This is a genomic window from Pseudomonas sp. TWI923 (genome assembly GCF_039673365.1).
Classification (GTDB): domain Bacteria; phylum Pseudomonadota; class Gammaproteobacteria; order Pseudomonadales; family Pseudomonadaceae; genus Aquipseudomonas; species Aquipseudomonas sichuanensis.
This window is the reverse complement of sequence record NZ_JBDJLM010000086.1, coordinates 1-20814: the sequence shown is the minus strand read 5'-3', so window position 1 is coordinate 20814 and position 20814 is coordinate 1. Positions and strand designations below refer to the sequence as shown.

Annotated in this window: 22 protein-coding genes; 16 read left to right on the top strand and 6 right to left on the bottom strand. The window is 63.0% G+C overall.

Annotation, left to right across the window (positions count from 1 at the left end; all coding sequences use genetic code 11):
- Nucleotides 1-48 precede the first annotated feature (48 nt).
- A complete protein-coding gene (gluQRS, locus tag ABE459_RS22745) occupies nt 49-936 on the bottom strand; it encodes a tRNA glutamyl-Q(34) synthetase GluQRS (RefSeq protein WP_323830364.1) in 888 nt (295 codons plus the stop codon).
- Between the two features lie 100 nt (nt 937-1036).
- Nucleotides 1037-1483, bottom strand: coding sequence for an RNA polymerase-binding protein DksA (gene dksA / locus ABE459_RS22740; protein WP_125462558.1), 447 nt, complete (start codon nt 1481-1483; stop codon nt 1037-1039).
- Between the two features lie 212 nt (nt 1484-1695).
- Between dksA and ABE459_RS22735 the strand changes: the two genes are divergently transcribed.
- Nucleotides 1696-2868, top strand: coding sequence for a pyridoxal phosphate-dependent aminotransferase (locus ABE459_RS22735; RefSeq protein ID WP_125462559.1), 1173 nt, complete (start codon nt 1696-1698; stop codon nt 2866-2868).
- Complete coding sequence (sfsA, locus tag ABE459_RS22730; RefSeq protein ID WP_258705692.1) at nt 2868-3584, top strand: DNA/RNA nuclease SfsA; 717 nt, start codon at nt 2868-2870, stop codon at nt 3582-3584. The genes ABE459_RS22735 and sfsA overlap by 1 nt, the downstream gene beginning before the upstream one ends.
- Here the strand turns inward: sfsA and ABE459_RS22725 are convergent.
- Nucleotides 3574-3891 (bottom strand): Rieske (2Fe-2S) protein, encoded by a 318-nt coding sequence (locus tag ABE459_RS22725; protein WP_125462561.1) that lies wholly within the window; start codon nt 3889-3891, stop codon nt 3574-3576. The genes sfsA and ABE459_RS22725 overlap by 11 nt on opposite strands.
- A 162-nt stretch (nt 3892-4053) precedes the next feature.
- On the opposite strand from ABE459_RS22725, the gene ABE459_RS22720 reads away from it, so the two are divergent.
- The 4 genes from ABE459_RS22720 (at nt 4054) to ABE459_RS22705 (ending at nt 7790) form a co-directional block, all read left to right on the top strand.
- On the top strand, nt 4054-4938 hold the full coding sequence (locus tag ABE459_RS22720; RefSeq protein WP_323830365.1) for an ABC transporter substrate-binding protein: 885 nt from the start codon (nt 4054-4056) through the stop codon (nt 4936-4938).
- A 50-nt stretch (nt 4939-4988) separates the two neighbouring features.
- Nucleotides 4989-5972 carry an iron ABC transporter permease gene (locus ABE459_RS22715; protein ID WP_323830375.1) on the top strand — a complete coding sequence of 328 codons (984 nt, stop codon included), beginning with the start codon at nt 4989-4991 and terminating at the stop codon, nt 5970-5972.
- Nucleotides 5972-6739, top strand: coding sequence for a heme ABC transporter ATP-binding protein (locus ABE459_RS22710; protein ID WP_125462564.1), 768 nt, complete (start codon nt 5972-5974; stop codon nt 6737-6739). Before ABE459_RS22715 ends, ABE459_RS22710 begins: the two co-directional genes overlap by 1 nt.
- Nucleotides 6740-6908: 169 nt before the next feature.
- Entirely contained in the window at nt 6909-7790 is an 882-nt protein-coding gene (locus tag ABE459_RS22705) for a ChaN family lipoprotein (protein ID WP_323830366.1), read from the top strand.
- 171 nt (nt 7791-7961) lie between these two features.
- On the opposite strand, the gene ABE459_RS22700 is transcribed toward ABE459_RS22705, so the two are convergent.
- The 3 genes from ABE459_RS22700 to ABE459_RS22690 form a co-directional block, all read right to left on the bottom strand.
- Complete coding sequence (locus ABE459_RS22700; RefSeq protein ID WP_110995975.1) at nt 7962-8240, bottom strand: TfoX/Sxy family protein; 279 nt, start codon at nt 8238-8240, stop codon at nt 7962-7964.
- A gap of 151 nt (nt 8241-8391) precedes the next feature.
- On the bottom strand, nt 8392-8739 hold the full coding sequence (locus ABE459_RS22695; RefSeq protein ID WP_110995974.1) for a pentapeptide repeat-containing protein: 348 nt from the start codon (nt 8737-8739) through the stop codon (nt 8392-8394).
- 99 nt (nt 8740-8838) lie between these two features.
- Entirely contained in the window at nt 8839-10401 is a 1563-nt protein-coding gene (locus ABE459_RS22690; protein ID WP_346648142.1) for an AAA family ATPase, read from the bottom strand.
- 117 nt (nt 10402-10518) lie between these two features.
- On the opposite strand from ABE459_RS22690, the gene mrcB reads away from it, so the two are divergent.
- The 10 genes from mrcB to msrQ all read left to right on the top strand — a co-directional run bounded on the left by mrcB (nt 10519) and on the right by msrQ (nt 20362).
- Complete coding sequence (mrcB, locus tag ABE459_RS22685; protein ID WP_125462567.1) at nt 10519-12840, top strand: penicillin-binding protein 1B; 2322 nt, start codon at nt 10519-10521, stop codon at nt 12838-12840.
- A 26-nt stretch (nt 12841-12866) separates the two neighbouring features.
- Complete coding sequence (locus tag ABE459_RS22680; RefSeq protein ID WP_125462568.1) at nt 12867-13634, top strand: tetratricopeptide repeat protein; 768 nt, start codon at nt 12867-12869, stop codon at nt 13632-13634.
- Entirely contained in the window at nt 13631-13963 is a 333-nt protein-coding gene (locus ABE459_RS22675; RefSeq protein ID WP_323830368.1) for a YqcC family protein, read from the top strand. The genes ABE459_RS22680 and ABE459_RS22675 overlap by 4 nt, the downstream gene beginning before the upstream one ends.
- Nucleotides 13964-14009: 46 nt before the next feature.
- Nucleotides 14010-14177, top strand: coding sequence for a hypothetical protein (locus tag ABE459_RS22670; protein ID WP_346648141.1), 168 nt, complete (start codon nt 14010-14012; stop codon nt 14175-14177).
- Nucleotides 14178-14370: 193 nt separating this feature from the next.
- Complete coding sequence (locus tag ABE459_RS22665) at nt 14371-16095, top strand: acetolactate synthase 3 large subunit (protein WP_125462570.1); 1725 nt, start codon at nt 14371-14373, stop codon at nt 16093-16095.
- 1 nt (nt 16096) lies between these two features.
- Entirely contained in the window at nt 16097-16588 is a 492-nt protein-coding gene (gene ilvN, locus ABE459_RS22660; protein WP_003250040.1) for an acetolactate synthase small subunit, read from the top strand.
- Between the two features lie 54 nt (nt 16589-16642).
- Nucleotides 16643-17659 (top strand): ketol-acid reductoisomerase, encoded by a 1017-nt coding sequence (gene ilvC / locus ABE459_RS22655; RefSeq protein ID WP_125462571.1) that lies wholly within the window; start codon nt 16643-16645, stop codon nt 17657-17659.
- A gap of 152 nt (nt 17660-17811) precedes the next feature.
- Entirely contained in the window at nt 17812-18663 is an 852-nt protein-coding gene (pssA, locus tag ABE459_RS22650; RefSeq protein WP_110995968.1) for a CDP-diacylglycerol--serine O-phosphatidyltransferase, read from the top strand.
- 74 nt (nt 18664-18737) lie between these two features.
- Complete coding sequence (gene msrP / locus ABE459_RS22645; RefSeq protein ID WP_323830370.1) at nt 18738-19751, top strand: protein-methionine-sulfoxide reductase catalytic subunit MsrP; 1014 nt, start codon at nt 18738-18740, stop codon at nt 19749-19751.
- Complete coding sequence (gene msrQ, locus ABE459_RS22640; protein ID WP_125462574.1) at nt 19751-20362, top strand: protein-methionine-sulfoxide reductase heme-binding subunit MsrQ; 612 nt, start codon at nt 19751-19753, stop codon at nt 20360-20362. Before msrP ends, msrQ begins: the two co-directional genes overlap by 1 nt.
- The last annotated feature ends 452 nt before the right edge of the window (nt 20363-20814 follow it).

Genomic DNA, 20814 nt, shown 5'->3' with positions numbered 1-20814 from the left:
CTCCCACGCTAGTTATCTGCGTGGGAGCGGGCTTGCCCCGCGATGGCTTCACCGTAAATCGGCTTCAGGCACCGTCATCTGCCGTGCAATTTGTTCCGGCCGCCACTGCGTTCGCGCCACCGCCAGCACCTCGGCGGGGCTGGCGCTCGACAGTGCCGGGTCGGTGTGCTGGCCCAGTGCGCGCAATGCTCGCAGCAGCAGCGGCGTGGCCTGGTCCGGCTCTAGCGGCGGCGAGCGGTACGACTTGCCCAGCTTGTGCCCGTCGGGCTGGACGATCAGTGGGATATGCAGGTAGCGCGGCTGCGAGAAGCCCAGCAGCTCCTGCAGGTAGAGCTGGCGCGGTGTGTTGTCCAGCAGGTCGGCGCCGCGCACGACATCGGTCACCCCCTGCCAGGCATCGTCCAGCACGACGGCCAGCTGGTAGGCGTAGAGCCCATCGCGTCGCTGGATGACGAAATCGCCCACTTCGCGCCCCAGGTGCTGCTCGAACAGGCCTTGCACCCGGTCATTGAAGCGGTAGATCAGCTCGGGCACCCGCAGGCGTATCGCCGCGCCTTCGCGGGCATGCCCGGCATTGCGGCAAAAGCCCGGGTAGATGCCGTGATGCCCCTCCAGTTGCTTGCGCGAGCAGGTGCAGGCATAGGCCAGGCCCATATTGAACAGCCGGTCGACGACTGCAGCATAGGCGTCGTGGCGCTGGCTCTGGCAAACCACCTCGCCATCCCACTCCAGCCCGTAACGTTCAAGGGTCTGCAGAATGGCATCGCGGGCACCGGGCATCTCGCGTGGCGGGTCGGTATCTTCCATGCGCAGCAGCCAACGGCCGTTGACGGCGCGTGCGTCGAGCCAGGAGGCGAGGGCGGCGACCAGCGAGCCGAAGTGCAGGTAACCGCTGGGCGTGGGGGCGAAGCGTCCGATGTAGGGGGCTGGGGTCATGGGCTGTGCGAGCTATATAAATGAAAACGGGGCGTATCTGATGTGGGAAGGGGCAAGCCCGCTCCCACAACCAGTACGCCCCGTCTTTTCGGGATTCGGATCAGCCTTTGCCGACCGTCTTTTCCTTTTTCTCGGCGATTTCCTTGCAGTCGAAGCACAGGTCCGCAGTCGGACGGGCTTCCAGGCGACGCAGGCCGATTTCAATACCGCAGGATTCGCACCAGCCGTAGTCTTCGTCCTGGATCAGTTGCAAGGTCTTGTCGATTTTCTTGATCAGCTTGCGCTCGCGATCGCGGTTGCGCAGTTCCAGGGCGAACTCTTCTTCCTGGCTGGCGCGGTCGGCTGGGTCGGGGAAGTTGGCTGCCTCGTCCTTCATGTGGTCCATGGTTTTGTCGACACTGGCCATGAGCTCTTGCTTCCAGCCGTTCAGAAGCTTGGTGAAGTGGGCCCGCATCGGGGCACCCATGTATTCTTCACCCTTGGTTTCCTTGTACGGCTCGACGCCATAGAGCGTTTGACTGGCTTTTTGCTTTTCTAGGGTGGACATGAATAGACCGCCTCTCACTCATCTGATCCAATGCGCAGGATACTTCCATCTCCGGCGACCGCCGGCCCTGCGACTGCGAGCCGCCGAACTTACCAGATAGATACGGGGTGCGCTACCCCGCCCTATGCCTGCTATTGACAGCGGCGCGGGCGGCACGTTCGCTGGTATGTACAGGTGGAATCACCAGTTTAGACCCAATTGAGAGAAGGCCCATGGCTCAGCCACACAGTGCGCGCAGTCGCGCCATCGAACCCTTCCACGTCATGGCCTTGCTGGCCCGTGCCAACGAACTGCAAGCCGCCGGCCACGACGTGATCCACCTGGAGATCGGCGAGCCGGACTTCACCACCGCCGCCCCCATCGTTGCCGCCGGCCAGGCGGCCCTGGCCGCAGGGCATACCCGCTACACTGCCGCCCGTGGCCTGCCGCAGTTGCGCGAGGCGATTGCCGGCTTCTATGGCCAGCGCTACGGCGTAGACCTCGACCCCGAGCGCGTGCTCATCACCCCAGGCGGCTCGGGCGCATTGCTGCTGGCCAGCAGCCTGCTGGTCGACCCTGGCAAGCACTGGCTGCTGGCCGACCCGGGCTACCCGTGCAACCGCCACTTCCTGCGCCTGGTCGAAGGCGGCGCGCAGTTGGTGCCGGTTGGGCCTGAGGTGAACTATCAGCTGACCGCCGATCTGGTCGAGCGCTACTGGGACAAGGACACCGTCGGCGCGCTGGTGGCTTCGCCAGCCAACCCGACCGGCACGGTGCTCGACCGTGACCAGTTGGCCAGCCTGTCCAGGGCGAGCCGCGAGCGCAATGGCCACCTGGTGGTGGACGAGATCTATCACGGCCTCACCTATGGCATGGATGCGCCGAGCGTGCTGGAAGTGGACGATGAGGCCTTCGTCCTGAATAGCTTTTCCAAATATTTCGGCATGACCGGCTGGCGCCTTGGCTGGCTGGTGGCTCCGCCGTCGGCGGTGGCTGACCTGGAAAAACTGGCACAGAACCTCTACATCAGTGCCCCGAGCATGGCCCAGCATGCGGCGTTGGCGTGCTTCGAGCCACAGACACTGGCGATTCTCGAAGAGCGCCGTGCCGAGTTTGCCCGTCGCCGTGACTACCTGCTGCCGGCCCTGCGCGAGCTGGGCTTCGGTATTGCCGTCGAGCCCCAGGGCGCCTTCTATCTGTATGCCGACATCAGTGCCTTCGGTGGCGATGCCTTCGCCTTCTGCCGGCACTTCCTCGAAACCGAACACCTGGCCTTCACGCCGGGCCTGGACTTTGGTCGCCACCAGGCCGGCCACCATGTGCGTTTCGCATACACCCAGAGCTTGCCGCGCCTGGAAGAGGCTGTGCAGCGCATCGCCCGGGGCCTGCGGAGCTGGCAAGGCTGATGGCGCATTTTCCCGAACTGGAAGAGGCGCGCCTGCTGCGCCGCTACAAGCGCTTCCTGGCCGACATCGAGCTGGCCAGTGGCGAGCAGATGACCATCCACTGCCCCAACACCGGCTCGATGCTCAACTGCATGAGTGAAGGCGGGCGGGTCTGGTTCAGCCGCTCCAACGACCCGAAGCGCAAGCTGCCCGGCACCTGGGAAATCAGCGAAACGCCCCAGGGCCGGCTGGCTTGTGTCAACACTGGGCGGGCCAACGCACTGGTGGAAGAAGCGCTGCGTGCGGGCACCATCACCGAACTGGCCGGTTTCACCACGCTCAAGCGCGAGGTGGCCTACGGTGAGGAGCGCAGCCGCATCGACTTCTATCTGGAGTATGCCGATGGCAGCAAGGCTTACGTCGAGGTCAAGAGCGTGACCCTCGGTTACCCGGACACCCCGGTGGCGGCCTTCCCCGATGCCGTGACCCAGCGCGGTGCCAAGCACCTGCGCGAGCTGGCGGGATTGGCGCGCCAGGGTGTTCGCGCGGTGCAGTTGTATTGTGTGAACCTCACCGGCATCGAGGCCGTGCGCCCGGCACAGGAAATCGACGCCGCATACGCCCAGGCCCTGCGCGCGGCGGTGGCGGATGGGGTAGAGGTGCTGGCCTACGGCACCCGGCTGGACGCACAGCAGATCGTGGTCGACCGGCCGCTGCCGGTGCTGCTCACTCGCTAAGCCAGATGCCCTGGCTGTCTTCCAGGCAGTCCAGGGCTTCCAGCCACTCGCCCGCGCACGGGCCGGCCACGCATTCGCCGCTCTCGATCAGGAACTGCGCGCCATGATGGGCGCATTGGATCAGGCTGGCGCTTTCGTCGAGGAAGCTGTCTGGCGCCCAGTTGAGGGTGATGCCGCGATGGGGGCAGCGGTTGCGGTAGATGAATACCTGGCCATGGCGACGTACGCCTAGCAGTGGCACGCCGGCTACGCTGAAGGCGCGGCTTTGGCCTTCGCTGAGGTCGGTGGAGGCGCAGAGAAAATGCATGATGGGGTGTGTTTTCAGTTAAGCCGTGTGACAAGGGATGGCTTGACGCTTCAATGCGAATAATTATCAAATTGCCCGCATTCGCCGCGCCAGGCTGCCTATGGTGCGCAGTTCCACCGCCCGCCACAAGGCGCGCGGCCCGCCTTCAAGCAAAGGAATTCGATGATGCGCCGTCCCGCTGCCCTGATCGCCCTCTGTGCCGGTCTGCTTTTATCTACCCCGACGCTGGCCGGCGAACTGCCGCAGCGCTGGGTCAGTGCCGGTGGCGCGCTGAGCGAATGGATCAGCGCGCTGGGTGGGGAGCAGCGGCTGGTCGGCGTGGACACCACCAGCCAGCACCCCAAGTCGCTCAAGGCATTGCCCAGCATCGGCTACCAGCGCCAGCTTTCGGCAGAAGGCATCCTCAGCCTGCGCCCGGATGTGCTGGTGGGGACCGAGGAGATGGGCCCGCCACCGGTGCTGGCGCAGATCCGCAAGGCCGGCGTGCGGGTCGAGCTGTTCTCCAGCAAGGCCGAGCTGGCGGCGGTGGACGAGAACCTCAAGCACCTGGGGGTACTGCTGGGCAGCGAGCAGCAGGCGGCAACCCTGGCCAGTGACTACCACCGCCAGTTGCAAGGGCTGCAAGACAAGATCAAGCAGGCCCAGGCCAGCCAGAAAGCACCGGGCGTGCTGCTGCTGGTCGGGCACGCCGGGGCCAAGCCACTGATCGCCGGGCTTGGCACTTCCGGCGACTGGCTGCTGCGCCAGGCCGGGGCGCGCAACCTGGCCGACCATCAGGGCTACAAGAACTTCTCGGTGGAGGCCCTGGCCGCGCTGGACCCGGACGTGGTGGTGTTCTCCGATCGGGCTCTGGCAGGCGAGGCCGCCCTGCAGGCGCTGATCAAGGAGAACCCGGCCCTGGCCGGCTCGCGTGCGGTGCGCGACAAGCGCCTGCTGTCGCTCGACCCGACGCTGCTGGTCGGTGGCCTCGGCCCGCGCCTGCCCGCTACCCTGCATGAGCTGGCCGCCAGCTTCTACCCGGCCGCCAAGGCCAGCCTCGCCCCATGAGGCAGCGGGTCCAGCCACGCACGCTGTTCACTGGCCTTGCGCTGTTGTGCCTGCTGGCGGTCTGGCTGTCGCTGGCGCTGGGGCCGGTCAGCCTGCCGCTGTTCGATACCCTGCGCGCAGGCTTGCGCCTGATCGGCGTGCCGATCAGCGGTGCGGGGCTCGAGCAAGCCGAAATGATCCTCGGCCAGATCCGCCTGCCGCGCACCTTGCTGGGGCTGGCGGTGGGCGGGGTACTGGCGCTGTCGGGGGTGGCCATGCAGGGGCTGTTTCGCAACCCGCTGGCCGATCCTGGGCTGGTGGGGGTCGCCAGTGGCGCCGCCCTGGGGGCGGCGGTGGCGATCGTGGGGGGCAGTTGGCTGGGCGGCATAGCCGAGTGGTTCGCGCCCTACCTGCTGTCGTTGTGTGCCTTCATCGGCGGCCTGGGGGTGACGGCGATGGTCTATCGCCTTGGCCGGCGTGACGGCCAGACCAACGTGGCGACCATGCTGCTGGCCGGTATCGCCATGACCGCCCTGGGCGGCTCGGCGGTCGGGTTGTTCACCTATCTGGCAGATGACGCGACCTTGCGCACCCTGACGTTCTGGAACCTTGGCAGCCTCAACGGCGCCAGCTATGAACGCCTCTGGCCGCTGCTGCTGGTGGCGCTAGCAGTGTCGCTGTGGTTGCCGCGGCGGGCACAGGCGCTCAATGCCTTGCTGCTGGGCGAGTCAGAGGCCCGCCATCTCGGTGTTGAAGTGGAGGCGCTGAAACGTGAGCTGGTGTTCTGCACCGCGCTGGGTGTCGGCGCGGCGGTGGCGGCGGCAGGCCTGATCGGCTTCATCGGCCTGGTGGTGCCGCACCTGGTGCGCCTGCTGGCGGGGCCGGATCACCGTGTGTTGCTGCCGGCGTCGCTGCTGGCCGGTGGCACCCTGTTGCTGTTCGCCGACCTGATCGCGCGCCTGGCCCTGGCGCCGGCAGAGCTGCCGATCGGCATTGTCACGGCCTTCATCGGGGCACCGTTCTTCCTGTTCTTGCTGGTCAAGGGGCGCAACTGATGCTCGATGTCGAAGGCCTGTCGCTCAAGCGCGGCAGCAGCGAGGTGCTGCACGATATCCATCTGCAACTTCACCCAGGGCAGATCCTCGGCGTGCTGGGCCCCAACGGTGCCGGCAAGAGCAGCCTGCTTGGCGCCCTGTGCGGTGAGCTGGCGCCCAGTGCCGGGCGAGTGCGTCTGGACGGGCGGGGGCTGGAGGACTGGCCCGGGCAGGAGCGGGCACGGCGGCTGGCGGTGTTGCCGCAGGTGTCCAGCCTGGGCTTCGGCTTCAGTGTCGAAGAGGTGGTCGGCCTGGGCCGGCTGCCCCATGCCAGTGGCCGGCAGCGCGATCGGGAGATCGTCGACGCGGCATTGCAGGCGGCAGATGCCGGGCACCTGGGCGAGCGCAGCTATCTTGCGCTCTCCGGGGGGGAGCGCCAGCGAGTGCACCTGGCCCGGGTGCTGGCCCAGCTGTGGCCGGGTGAGGCCGGCACCACGCTGTTGCTCGACGAGCCGACATCCATGCTCGACCCGCTGCACCAGCACACCACGCTGCAGGCGGTACGCAGTTTTGCCGACCGTGGCGCAGCGGTGCTGGTGATCCTGCATGACCTGAACCTGGCGGCCCGCTACTGTGACCATATCCTGCTGTTGGAGCAGGGGCGCTGCCACGCTCTTGATACGCCGCAGGCGGTACTGACCCCAGTGGCTCTGAAGGCGGTATTCGGCATCGATGTGCTGGTGCAGGCGCATCCGGAGAGGGGCCATCCGTTGATCATCACTCGCTAGGGTTTGTACAAAAAGTGCCTGCGCGACGATCATGCTGCGTTGAAAACAGGCTCGGAATGCTCATTGACAACCAGTCAAGTCGAGCGCGACCCCGGCCGTTCCTCGCCTGTTTTCGCCTTGCCTGATCGCCGCTCGGCGACTTTTCGTACAAACCCTAGGAGCTTCAGCCATGCGTCACCTCTTGTCGGTCTGCCTGGTACTGGCATTGGCGGGGTGCCAGGCCAGCCTGCCGCCACTGCCGGCCTGGCAAAGCAGTGAGGGCCGTGACAGCGCGCAGTTGGGCCAGATCCGCGACCTGGCCAGCGGCCGGTTGATCAGCCCGGAGCAACTGGTCGAGCATCTCGCCAACGCTCCTCGGGTGCTGGTCGGCGAGCAGCACGACAACCCTGACCACCATGCGCTACAGCTCTGGTTGCTGCGCGCTATGGAGAGCCGCCGCCCGCAAGGCAGCCTGCTGCTGGAAATGCTCCAGCCCGAACAGCAGCCGCTGGTCGATGCCTTGCAGCACGGCGGGCCACTGCCACAAGACCTGCCCAAGGCCCTCGCCTGGCAGGATGGCTGGGACTGGGAGTTGTACGGGCCGATCCTGAGGGAAGCCTTGGCGCAACCTTATCCGCTGCTGTCGGCCAATTTGTCCCCCGGCGAGATTCGCCAGGCTTATCGCCAGCCAGTGAACCCGCCTGGCGCGCGCAGCAATGCGGCGAATGTGTTGCAGGCATTGCGCGAGCAGGTTCGTGCCGGGCATTGCAACCTGCTGCCGGAGAGCCAGCTACCGGCAATGCTCGCCGTCCAGCAACAGCGCGACCGGCGCATTGCCGAGCGCCTGCTGAGCGCGCCGCAACCTGCGCTGCTGTTCGCCGGCAGCTATCACGCACGCAAGGACCTGGGCGTGCCCCTGCACCTGGCAGACCTGGGGGCCAAAGGCGACAGCAAGGTGTTGCTGCTGGCGCAAGTGGGGGAGGCGGTCGAGCCGGGCATGGCTGATTTTGTCTGGTACACCGCGGCACTGCCCGAGCAGGATTATTGCGCCCAGCTGCGCAAAGGGCAGTAAATCGCGGGCAAAAAAAGACCCGGCAAAGTGCCGGGTCAATAACCGTGATTAGCCTGATGAGGAGATAATCTGAGAGTCCGAACCAGGGGCTTTCAGGTTACCCAACCAGTCTCGCGACCAGTTGTGATAATCATAACGATTCTCATTACCGAGTCAATGGCTTTCAGCAATTTATTTTTCCATCTTCTGTGCCGGGCTCTTCGCGTCGAGCTGCTGGTTCAGCGCCTCTTTGCGTTCAACCGGCAAATCGTTCCAGTGCATGTCCAGCAAGGCGCCCTCTATGGCGTACAACAACACCTTGGAAGCCCGGAAACCCCGCGTTCTTACGGCTTGATAGGCACCTACCGCGCCCAGGCGACGAAGGTCCGATGCACTGTGGATACCGACGGCGTGCAGCCATTGCGCGGAGGTCTTGCCAAGATTTTTCAGGTGCTGCAATTCATCGTTCATCGAGCCTCCTTGCGATGGCTGAACGGGTCTTGGGGATAAATCGCGAGCAGGTCAGAGAGGAGTGTAGCGGGGGTTGGGAAATGCGCGGCCTTTTGCCATCGGGGCCCGACCGGTTGCCGCCCCGGGGCGCGGGGCGGTGCCTGGTCGAGGGTCAGCGCGCGGTGCGATAGCGCAGGCGCGTACCGAATTTCAGTGACATGAGTATTTCGTCAGCGCTCAGTTCGCTGGGGAAGTAGGTTCCGGAGATCTGCGCATGGGCGATGCTCGCGCCTTCCAGGCCGGTTTCCCGCAGGTCCAGGCCGCGCAGGTCGGCGGCGCGAAAGTATGCATCGGTGAAGTCGATGCCACGCACGTCGAGGTTGCGCAGGTCCAGGCCACGAAAATCGCCGCCGCGAAAATCGATGGGGGCGTCCGTTGGCTTTTCGCGGTTGAAGGTCGCGATCTTCTCGTCGCGGACCAGGGCGTACAGGACGTTGTCCAGCTGCCGGGGTTGGTTCATGGAGGCGCCTCCTCGTGGGGTGTGATGCCATTGTAATGACATCACTGAAGGGGCGCCGGACTTCAGGCGTGAACTGTCGACTGCTTCACGCCTGGAGGGTCAAAGGCCGGGCAGGTGCTGGCGGATCTGGTCGATCAGCTGGTCCATGCTGGCGCTTTCCTGGGTCTCGACGCGCTTGCTGTGCTTCTGTTCTTCGGCATCGAGCGGTTCGCGGCTGGCTTGCTGGGCCTTGACGACTTCGAGGGTGGCATCCGAAGGGTCGGCATTATCGGCCTGGCGCTGCGCCAGCCAGCTCTCGATGACGGCCTCGGGGGCTTGGCAGTCGAGAATCAGGAAGGGCACGCCGGTCTCGCTGGCGACCTGTGCCGCGGCCTTGCGCTGGTCGTGCTTGAGGTAAGTGGCGTCCAGCACTACCGGGAAGCCGGCACGCAGGATGATTTCTGCAAGCGCATGCAGGCGCTGGTAGGTCGCGGCGCTGGACTGCTGGTCATAGATCCCTGCCTGCAACTGGCCGGCTTGGGCCTGCTGCTGCTCACCGAACAGGCGCTTGCGTTCGACATCGGAGCGCACGCGCACTGCGCCCAGCGCTTCGACCAGGCGCATGGCCACATGGCTTTTGCCCACCGCCGAAACACCGTGGGTGATCGCCAGCAGGCGCGACGGGATGGCGCTGTAGCTTTCCGCCAGGTTGGCGTAGTTGCGGTAGGTGCGCAGGGTGGTGGCGCGTTGCACGCCATCGGCGTCGGCCGGCATGCTGAACAGCGCGACCTTGGCCCGTACCAGGGCGCGGTAAGCCTTGTAGAAGTTCAGCAGCTCCAGGCCCTGGTAGTCGCCGGTCAGCTCCAGGTACTGGCTGATGAAGCGCCGCGACAGGCACTTGAGGCCGCGGTCTTCGAGGTCCATGGCGAGGAAGCCGACATCGGCGTAGACATCGGTCAGGCGGAACGGCTCGTTGAACTCGATGCAGTCGAAGATCACCACCTTGCCGTCGATCAGGGTGGCGTTGCCCAGGTGGATGTCACCGTGGCATTCGCGGATGAAACCGTCGGCCTTGCGCGCCTCGAGCAGGCCGTGCAGGCGTTTGAAGCTGTCCTGGGCCCAGGCTTGCAGGTTGTCGAGCTGCTGCAGGTCGGCCTTGTCGCTGAGGAACGGGCGAATCTGCTCGAAGTTCTGTTCCACCGGGGCCATGACGGCGTCTGGCGTACCCAGCGGGTGCTCGACGGCGACTTTCGGTGCCTGCAGGTGGAACTCGGCAATCTGCCGGGCCATCTGGTCGATGTGGTCGGCGTTCAGCTCACCGTTGGCCTGCAGGGTGCTGAGCATCTGGCCCTGGGGGAACTGGCGCATTTTCAGCGCGTACTCGATCGGCGTGCCTGCGCCGCCCAGTTGCGGGGCTTCGGCGCTGCCGGTAATGGGCAGTACTTCCAGGTACAGGCCTTCGGTCAGGCGCTGGTTCAGGCGCAGTTCTTCGTTGCAGAAATGCCCACGCTGATCCAGGCCGGTGAAGTCGAGGAAGCCGAAGTTCATGGGCTTCTTGATCTTGTAGGCGAACTCACCGGTGAGCAGGACCCAGGAAATGTGCGTTTCGATGAGCTGGAAGCCCTCGACAGGGTGCGGATAAAGTGCAGGGTTCTGCAGCGCGCTGATCAGGGCTTGGCTCACAAGTGATCCTTTCGGGGTCAGGGAATTCGAAGGCGCCATTATGGTCAATGGTGACGTCCCTGCAAACCGCCTGTGGGCGCCTGCCTCCCTTTTTGAAAGTGCGTATACTCCGCCGCCATGACTCGTACCCGAAATTCCCGCCCCCCTAAAAAGCAGCCGACCGGCCGTGCGCGCGCCTGGTTGGGCTGGGCACTCAAGCTCAGCCTGGTCGGCCTTGTCCTGATCGCCGGTTTTGCGGTCTACCTCGATGCGACTGTGCAGGAGAAGTTTTCCGGCAAGCGCTGGACCATCCCGGCCAAGGTGTACGCCCGGCCGCTGGAGCTGTTCGTCGGCCAGAAGCTGAGCAAGAACGACTTCCTCACCGAGCTCGATGCCCTCGGCTACCGTCGCGAGAGTGCGGCCAATGGCCCGGGCGCGGCGTCGATAAATGGTAACAACGTCGACCTCAATACCCGCGGCTTCCAGTTCTATGAAGGTATGGAGCCGGCGCAGTTCGTGCGTGTACGGTTCTCCGGTGACTACGTTGCGGGGCTCAGCGGTGCCAACGGCGGCAAGCTCGACGTGGTGCGCCTGGAGCCGCTAATGATTGGCGGTATCTACCCGAAGAATCTTGAAGACCGCATCCTGATCAAGATCGACCAGGTCCCGCCGTACCTGCTGGAGACCCTGATCGCCACGGAAGACCGCGATTTCTACAGCCACTTCGGCGTATCGCCCAAGTCCATTGCCCGGGCCATCTGGGTGAACACCTCCTCGGGCGCTATGCGTCAGGGCGGCAGTACCCTGACCCAGCAGTTGGTGAAGAACTTCTTCCTCACCAACGAGCGCAGCCTTAGCCGCAAGCTGACCGAGGCCATGATGGCCGTGCTGCTGGAGATGCACTACGACAAGCGCGAGATCCTCGAGGCGTACCTGAACGAAGTCTTCGTCGGCCAGGACGGCCAGCGCGCCGTGCATGGTTTCGGCCTGGCCAGCCAGTTCTTCTTCAGCCAGCCGCTGCAGGAACTCAAGCTGCACCAGATTGCCTTGCTGGTGGGCATGGTCAAGGGGCCGTCCTACTACAACCCGCGTCGTTACCCCGAGCGCGCCCTGCAGCGCCGCAACCTGGTGCTCGACCTGCTGGCCGAGCAGGGCGTGGCCAGCCAGGAAGTGATTGATGCTGCGAAGAAGATGCCGCTGGGCGTGACCAAGCGCGGCAGCCTGGCCGACAGCTCGTTCCCGGCATTCCTCGACCTGGTCAAGCGTCAGCTGCGCCAGGACTACCGCGACGAAGACTTGACCGAAGAAGGCCTGCGCATCTTCACCAGTTTCGACCCGATCCTGCAGATGAAGGCCGAAACCGCCATGAGCGAGACGTTCAAGCGCTTGGCCGGGCGCAAGGGCGCCGACGAGGTGGAGTCGGCGATGGTCGTCACCAACCCGGAAACCGGCGAGGTGCAGGCGCTGATCGGCAGCCGTCAGTCGGGCTTTGCCGGCTTTAACCGTGCCATCGACGCCGTGCGGCCGATCGGCTCGCTGGTCAAGCCGGCGGTCTACCTTACCGCGCTTGAGCAACCGAGCAAGTACAGCCTGACCACTCGGGTGCAGGACGAGCCGTTCTCGGTCAAAGGTGCCGACGGCCAGGTGTGGCGCCCGCAGAACTACGATCGCCGCCCCCATGGCACCATCTACCTGTACCAGGGCCTGGCCAACTCCTACAACCTGTCGACCGCCAAGCTCGGCCTGGAAGTGGGCGTGCCGAACGTGATCAAGACCATCGGCCGCCTGGGTGTGCAGGTCGACTGGCCGGCGTTCCCGTCGATGCTGCTGGGCGCTGGCGGCATGTCGCCGATGCAGGTTGCGACCATGTACCAGACCATCGCCAACGGTGGCTTCAATACACCGATGCGTGGCATTCGCAGCGTGCTCACCGCCGAAGGCGAGCCGCTCAAGCGCTACCCGTTCCAGATCCAGCAAACCTTTGACCCCGGTGCCATCTATCTGGTGCAGAACGCCATGCAGCGGGTAATGCGTGAAGGTACCGGGCGTTCGGTGTATAGCGTGCTGCCCAGCTCGCTGACGCTGGCGGGCAAGACCGGCACCAGTAACGACTCGCGCGACAGTTGGTTCTCCGGCTTCAGCCAGGACCTGCTGGCAGTGGTCTGGCTGGGCCGCGACGACAACGGCAAGACGCCGTTCACCGGCGCCACCGGCGCGCTGCAGGTGTGGACCAGCTTCATGAAGAAGGCCGACCCGTTGCCGCTGGACATGCCGCTACCCGACAACGTGGTGCAGGCGTGGATCGACCCTTACAGCGGCCAGGGTTCCGACGGTAGCTGTCCGGGAGCCGTGCAGATGCCGTATATTCGCGGCAGCGAACCGCCCGCTGGCGCCACCTGTGGTGGCGAACAGAACCCGGCCGAATCGGTCATGGACTGGGTCAAGGGGTGGATGAATTGAGCACGAGCTTTTGAAGAGGGTGTGAAGTGAAGAAGTGGTGGATTCCTGTCTTGACCGCGGTAACCGTGCTGCAAGGCTGCTCCAGCGTCCAGCGTGGCAACATCCCGGTGGTGGATTCGAGCACCCGGGTCTCCAACAGTGAGCGGGTCCAGGCCAAGCGCACCTCGGCCTACCCGACCAGTGGCGGCAGCAGCCAGGCGCAGTCGTTGCCCGAAGAAGGCGGCGTCACCGTGATGATCCCGCAGGGCACCGGCGGCGCGCCGATCAGCACCGGGCCGATTACTCCCGGCCCGGTCAGCAGCGGCCCGATCACCCCGGGCCCGATCAGCACTGGCCCCATCACCAGCAACCCCAACCCGGTGGCCGATGAGCCGTTCGACATCGCCTCGATGAGCAACCCTCCGGCCGTCACCCAGGCGCCGACCGGCATCCCGCGCGCCAACACCGGCGGCTTGTCCGCCGACGAGCAACTCGATGGCCCGGTGCTGGCGCTGCTGACCACCGCCCAGCAGCAGCAGGGCAGTGGTGACTTCAACGGCGCCGCTTCGAGCCTGGAGCGTGCCCAGCGCATCGCCCCGCGCGAGCCGCAGGTGCTGTTCCGCCTGGCCCAGGTGCGCCTGTCGCAAGGTGACGCGGCGCAATCCGAGCAACTGGCCCGTCGCGCGCTGACCTACGCCAACGGCCGTCCAGACCTTCAGGCCCAGCTGTGGAACACCATCGCCCAGGCCCGCGAGAAGCAAGGCGACAGCGCCGGTGCCGCACTGGCGCGGCAGAAGGCGCGGGTCAACCTGTGATGGAACAGCGCATTCTCGATATCGCCGACCATCTGCTGCTGATCGAGCAAGAGCTCAAGGTCCAGGGCTGGTGGAGCGCTGATACGCCCAGCGACAAGATGCTGGCCAGCACGGTGCCGTTCGCGGTGGACAGCATGAGCTTCGAGCAGTGGCTGCAGTGGATCTTCCTGCCACGCATGAAGCTGATCCTCGAGCACGGACTGGCGTTGCCGAACGCCTCGGGCATCCTGGTGATGGCCGAGACGGTGTTTGTCGATCGCCCGGAACAAAGCCGCGTGTTACGGCGCCTGTTGGCAGAATTCGATCAATTGATCGCGCCTTCCGCCTGATTTCTTCTCTTTTTCCTTTAAGGGCCGCAGATTGTGGCCCTTTTTTATGGAAATCTTTATTCTTCTGCTGCTGCGCGCCTTTTTAGTGGTGCTGGCGATTCATCTTGCGGAAAAATTGGCAATAATTTTTCTTGACTTGTTGGCGCCAAATCACAAGAATCCAGATTCCGCTGTAGAGGGACTGCCAGAAGCAGACCCGCTAAGCAGATCATGAGGCGCACACCCGCGCCGACTTGTAACACCCCGCAACGCGTTACCTCGCGCTGGGTGGGAAAGCCCGCAACACACCAGGGCATTCCCAATACTTGCTCAGTCAGTGCTGACGTTCGCTCATGCTCTGCTTGGCAGTAAACCTAATAAGACCCGTCCAGTGAGGACGGTATTCTGGCGTTTTAGAGGTGAACAACGTGGAGCTTTTATCTGGCGCTGAGATGGTCGTCCGCTTCTTGCGTGACGAGGGCGTTAAGCACATCTACGGGTACCCTGGCGGTGCTCTCCTTCATGTTTACGATGCTCTGTTCAAGGAACCGGAAGTCCAGCACATCCTGGTCCGTCACGAACAGGCTGCCACCCATATGGCGGACGGTTACGCCCGTGCCACCGGCAAGGCCGGCGTGGTACTGGTGACTTCCGGCCCAGGTGCGACCAATGCCATCACCGGTATTGCCACCGCTTACATGGATTCCATTCCGATGGTCATCCTGTCTGGCCAGGTGCCCAGCACCATGGTCGGCACCGATGCCTTCCAGGAAACCGACATGATCGGTATTTCCCGGCCGATCGTGAAGCACAGCTTCATGGTCAAGCATGCTTCGGAAATCCCGGAAGTTCTGAAAAAAGCTTTCTATCTTGCGCAATCCGGCCGTCCCGGCCCGGTCGTGGTCGACATTCCAAAAGATATGACCAACCCGGCTGAGAAGTTCGAGTACATCTACCCGAAAAAGGTCAAGCTGCGTTCGTATAGCCCGGCTGTACGTGGTCACTCCGGCCAGATCCGCAAGGCAGCCGAAATGCTCCTCGCGGCCAAGCGCCCGGTCGTCTACTCCGGCGGTGGCGTCATCCTCGGTGGTGGCTCCGAAGCCCTCACCGAAATCGCCAAGTCGCTGAACCTGCCGGTCACTAACACTCTCATGGGCCTCGGTGGCTTCCCGGGTACCGACCGCCAGTTCCTCGGCATGCTCGGTATGCACGGCAGCTACACCGCCAACCTGGCGATGCACAATGCCGATGTGATCTTCGCTGTCGGCGTGCGTTTCGACGACCGCGTGGTCAACGGCCCGGCCAAGTTCTGCCCGAACGCCAAGATCATTCATATCGACATCGACCCGGCGTCGATCTCGAAGATGATCAAGGCCGACGTGCCGATCGTCGGCCCGGTCGAAAGCGTGCTCAACGAAATGCTCGGCATTCTCAAGGAAATTGGCGAGCAGCCTGACAAGGCGGCGTTGGATGCCTGGTGGAAGCAGATCGACGAATGGCGTGGCGACGGTGGCCTGTTCCCTTACGACAAGGGCGACGGCAACGTCATCAAGCCGCAGCAGGTCATCGAGACGCTGTGCGAAGTGACCAAGGGCGATGCCTTCGTCACCTCCGACGTGGGCCAGCACCAGATGTTCGCGGCGCAGTACTACCGCTTCAACAAACCCAACCGCTGGATCAACTCCGGTGGCCTGGGCACCATGGGCTTCGGTTTCCCGGCGGCCATGGGCATCAAGCTCAACTTCCCGGATCATGACGTGGCCTGCGTCACTGGCGAAGGCAGCATCCAGATGAACATCCAGGAGCTGTCCACCTGCATGCAGTACGGCCTGCCGGTGAAGATCGTCAACATGAACAACGGTGTGTTGGGCATGGTCCGCCAGTGGCAGGACATGGCTTACAACGGCCGCCACTCGCATTCCTATGTCGAGTCGCTGCCTGACTTCGTCAAGTTGGCCGAGGCCTATGGTCATGTGGGTATCCGCATCACCAGCCTGAAGGACCTCAAGCCGAAGCTGGAAGAAGCATTTGCCATGAAGGACCGCCTGGTCTTCATCGACATCGCGATCGACCGTACCGAGCACGTCTATCCGATGCAGATCAAGGATGGCTCGATGCGTGACATGTGGCTGAGCAAGACGGAGCGTACCTGATATGCGGCACATCATTTCCCTGCTGCTGGAAAACGAACCCGGTGCCTTGTCTCGCGTGGTCGGCCTGTTCTCCCAGCGCAACTACAACATCGAAAGCCTGACCGTGGCACCGACCGAAGACCCGACCCTGTCGCGTCTGACGTTGACCACCGTCGGCCATGATGAAGTGATCGAACAGATCACCAAGAACCTGAACAAGCTGGTCGAAGTGGTCAAGCTGGTCGACCTGTCGGAAAGCGCTCACATCGAGCGCGAACTGATGCTGGTCAAGGTCAAGGCCACCGGTGCCCAGCGCGCCGAGATCAAGCGCACCACGGATATCTTCCGCGGCCAGATCGTCGATGTGACCGCCAGCGTGTACACCGTACAGCTGAGCGGTACCAGCGACAAACTGGACAGCTTCATCCAGGCCATCGGCACCGCATCGATTCTCGAAACCGTGCGCAGTGGCGTCACCGGCATTGCCCGTGGCGACAAAGTGCTCAGCATCTAACTTCAAAAATTAGCTATGGCTCCGCAGGGGCCGAGATATAACCAGGGGTATTTCATGAAAGTTTTCTACGATAAAGACTGCGACCTTTCCATCATCCAGGGCAAGAAAGTCGCCATCATCGGTTACGGCTCCCAGGGCCACGCTCAGGCGTGCAACCTGAAGGACTCCGGTGTAGACGTTACCGTCGGTCTGCGTAAAGGCTCGGCCACCGTTGCCAAGGCAGAAGCCCACGGCCTGAAAGTAGCCGACGTGGCCACCGCCGTCGCTGCCGCCGACCTGGTCATGATCCTCACCCCGGACGAGTTCCAGGGCCAGCTGTACAAGAACGAGATCGAGCCGAACATCAAGAAAGGCGCCACCCTGGCCTTCTCCCACGGCTTCTCGATCCACTACAACCAGGTCGTTCCGCGTGCCGACCTCGACGTGATCATGATCGCACCGAAGGCCCCGGGCCACACCGTGCGCTCCGAGTTCGTCAAAGGCGGCGGCATCCCTGACCTGATCGCTATCTACCAGGACGCTTCGGGCAATGCCAAGAACGTCGCCCTGTCCTACGCCGCAGGCGTCGGTGGCGGCCGTACCGGCATCATCGAAACCACCTTCAAGGACGAGACCGAAACCGACCTGTTCGGTGAGCAGGCTGTTCTGTGCGGCGGTACCGTCGAGCTGGTCAAAGCTGGTTTCGAAACCCTGGTCGAAGCTGGCTACGCGCCAGAAATGGCCTACTTCGAGTGCCTGCACGAACTGAAGCTGATCGTTGACCTCATGTACGAAGGCGGTATCGCCAACATGAACTACTCGATCTCCAACAACGCCGAGTACGGTGAGTACGTCACCGGCCCTGAAGTCATCAACGAAGAATCCCGCAAGGCCATGCGCAACGCTCTGAAGCGCATCCAGGACGGCGAATACGCGAAGATGTTCATCAGCGAAGGTGCCACCAACTACCCATCGATGACCGCCAAGCGCCGTAACAACGCCGCCCACGGTATCGAAATCATCGGCGAGCAACTGCGTTCGATGATGCCGTGGATCTCGGCGAACAAGATCGTCGACAAGAGCAAGAACTAAGTCTTGCTTGGCTAAATGAAAAACGCGGCTTCGGCCGCGTTTTTTCGTTTGCGCGGCCGGCTTCTGGTATAAAGCGACCAGTGGCTCGCCGTCAGAACCCGTTTCGCGAGCCCGTGTCGAACATATTCCACCCCCGTTGCAAGGTACTTTTCATGAGCGAACGTCCCGAAGAGCCGAACAAGCCCTCCGACGCCGAAAGCCTGCTACCGATCGATGAGCATGTCGAAGAAGGGCATGACGCCGAAGGCCGCAAGGTCCGTCACCGCGGCATCTACCTGCTGCCCAACCTGTTCACCACCGCCAACCTGTTTGCCGGCTTCTATTCCATCATCAGTTCGATGAGTGCGCAGAGCGCCCTGAGCGCTGGTGATCCGCGCGAAGCGAGCAAGTATTTCGCCTTCGCCGCCATCGCGATCTTCGTCGCCATGGTTCTCGACGGCCTCGATGGCCGTGTGGCGCGCATGACCAACACCCAGAGTGCCTTCGGTGCCGAGTACGACTCGCTGTCGGACATGGTCGCCTTTGGTGTGGCGCCGGCCTTGCTGGCCTTCGGCTGGGCACTGGGCGATATGGGCAAGGTCGGCTGGATGGTCGCCTTCATCTATGTGGCCGGTGCCGCACTGCGCCTGGCGCGTTTCAACACCCAGGTCGGCACCGCCGACAAACGCTACTTCATCGGCCTGGCCAGCCCAGCCGCGGCTGGCGTTGTGGCTGGCACTGTGTGGGCGTTCAGCGATTTCGGTATCCAGGGTTCCAAGTTGTCGTTCCTGGTGGCATTGCTGGTAGCTGCTGCCGGCATGCTGATGGTCAGCAACATCAAGTACAACAGCTTCAAGGAGCTGGATCTCAAGGGGCGTGTGCCCTTTGTTGCGATCCTGGCCGTGGTGCTGGTGTTCGCCGTAGTGTTCAGCGACCCGCCCCGCATCCTGCTGCTGATCTTCCTCGCTTATGCGGTTTCCGGCCCGCTGCAGTACCTGCTGCGCGGTCGTCGTAAAACCTCATGAAGATTTAATCGTGGAATAACCTGCCGGCTCCATAGTCTTACGGGTACATCAGTTGCCCGTACTGTGGAGCCGTCATGCTCATCAAACTCCCTCGATCATCCGACTGCACGTCGGCACAGGTCACCCCCGAACATATCTATCTTTCCCGTCGCAGCATGCTGGGTGGCACCTTGGCAGGCATGGCCCTGGGCGCTTTGCCGCGTTTGGGAGTGGCCGCAGAGCCATCGCGTTATGCCGATGCCGCAGCCGGAGCGGCGCCTGCGTGGTTCACCGAAAAGCTGGGTGCCACGCGCTGGCAGGCAGTCACCGTGAAGGATGAGGCCATCACGCCGTTCAAGGACGCCACTCACTACAACAACTTCTATGAGTTCGGGCCCGACAAGGGCGACCCTGCAGCCAATGCGGGCAGCCTGAAGACCGAGCCTTGGAGCCTGGTGGTCGATGGCGAGGTGGCAAAGCCCGGGCGCTATGCGCTGGAGGACTTCGTCAAGCCCTATCAGCTCGAGGAGCGTATTTATCGGCTGCGCTGCGTAGAGGCCTGGTCGATGGTCATTCCGTGGTTGGGCTTTCCTCTGGCGCAAGTGCTCAAGCAGGTCGAGCCAACTTCCAAGGCGCGTTATGTTCGTTTCGAAACGCTGCAAGACCCAAAGAGCATGCCCGGGCAACGCTCCGGTTTTGCCCTGATCGACTGGCCTTATGTAGAAGGGCTGCGCCTGGACGAGGCGATGAACCCGTTGGCGATCCTGGCTGTGGGCATGTATGGCCGGGAGTTGGCAAACCAGAACGGCGCGCCACTGCGTCTGGTGGTGCCATGGAAGTATGGCTTCAAGAGCATCAAGTCGATCGTACGCATCAGCCTGGTGGCGGAGCAGCCGCATACCACCTGGCAAGGGCTGGCGCCGGATGAATATGGTTTCTATGCCAACGTCAACCCGACGGTCGATCATCCACGCTGGACCCAGGCTCGCGAGCGGCGCTTGCCCAGTGGGCTGTTCAGCCCCAATGTGCGGGAGACGCAGATGTTCAACGGTTATGCTGATGAGGTAGCGTCGTTGTACACCGGGCTCGATCTGCGGAAGAACTATTGATGCGTTATCCCTGGTTGCGATTGGCGATCTTTGTGCTCGGCTGCCTGTTTCCGGCCTGGTGGCTGTATCAGGCGGCGACGGGGCAGCTCGACCCAGATCCGGGCAAGATCCTGGTGGATCGGCTTGGGCTGGGGGCGTTGGTCTTTCTATTGATTACCTTGAGCATGACGCCGCTGCAGAAATTGACAGGGTGGTCGGGCTGGATCGTGGTGCGCCGGCAGCTGGGGTTGTGGTGCTTTGCTTATATAGTGCTGCACATGACTTCATATATGGTTTTCATCCTGGGCCTGGATTGGGGGCAGCTGGGGGTTGAGCTGCGCAAGCGGCCGTACATCATTGTCGGCGCGTTGGGTTTCCTTGGCTTGCTGGCGTTGGCGGTCACCTCCAATCGCTACAGTCAGCGACGGCTAGGGGCGCGTTGGAAGAAGCTGCACAAGCTGGTGTATGTAATTCTTGGGTTGGGGTTGCTGCATTTCTTGTGGATCGTGCGTTCGGATTTGAAGGAGTGGGTCATCTATGCAGGGGTAGGGGCGTTGCTGATGGTGCTGCGAATTCCGGCGGTGGCGAAGCGAGTGCCCAGGTTTGCGGGAGGGCGTAAGAGGGCGGCCTGAGCGTGGGTTGCGTGTCTTGCCGTCTTTATCCGGTCGTTCTCCTATATTTCTGTTTCTTGAAATTAAAGGTTGACGGGGTTTCAGATCCCCTTATAATGCGCCCCACTTCCAGCGACAACGGAACGCAAAACTCCTTGAAATTCAACGAGTTAAGCGAATCGAAAGCTCCGGAAGCGTTTCGGTCTCACGATCGGCAGCGGTGAAAAAGGTGGTTGACAGCAGGTTGTAACGCTGTATGATTCGCCTCCCGCTACGAGAGATCGCAGCGAGTTAAGCGGTTGAAGCCAAACGAGTTTCTCGGAAATAACTTCAAAATAAACGCTTGACAGCAAATGAGGAAGGCGTAGAATGCGCGCCTCGGTTGAGACGAAAAGCTCTTAACCAAACGCTCTTTAACAAATTGAATCAAGCAATTCGTGTGGGTGCTTGTGAGTACGGACTGATAGTCAAAA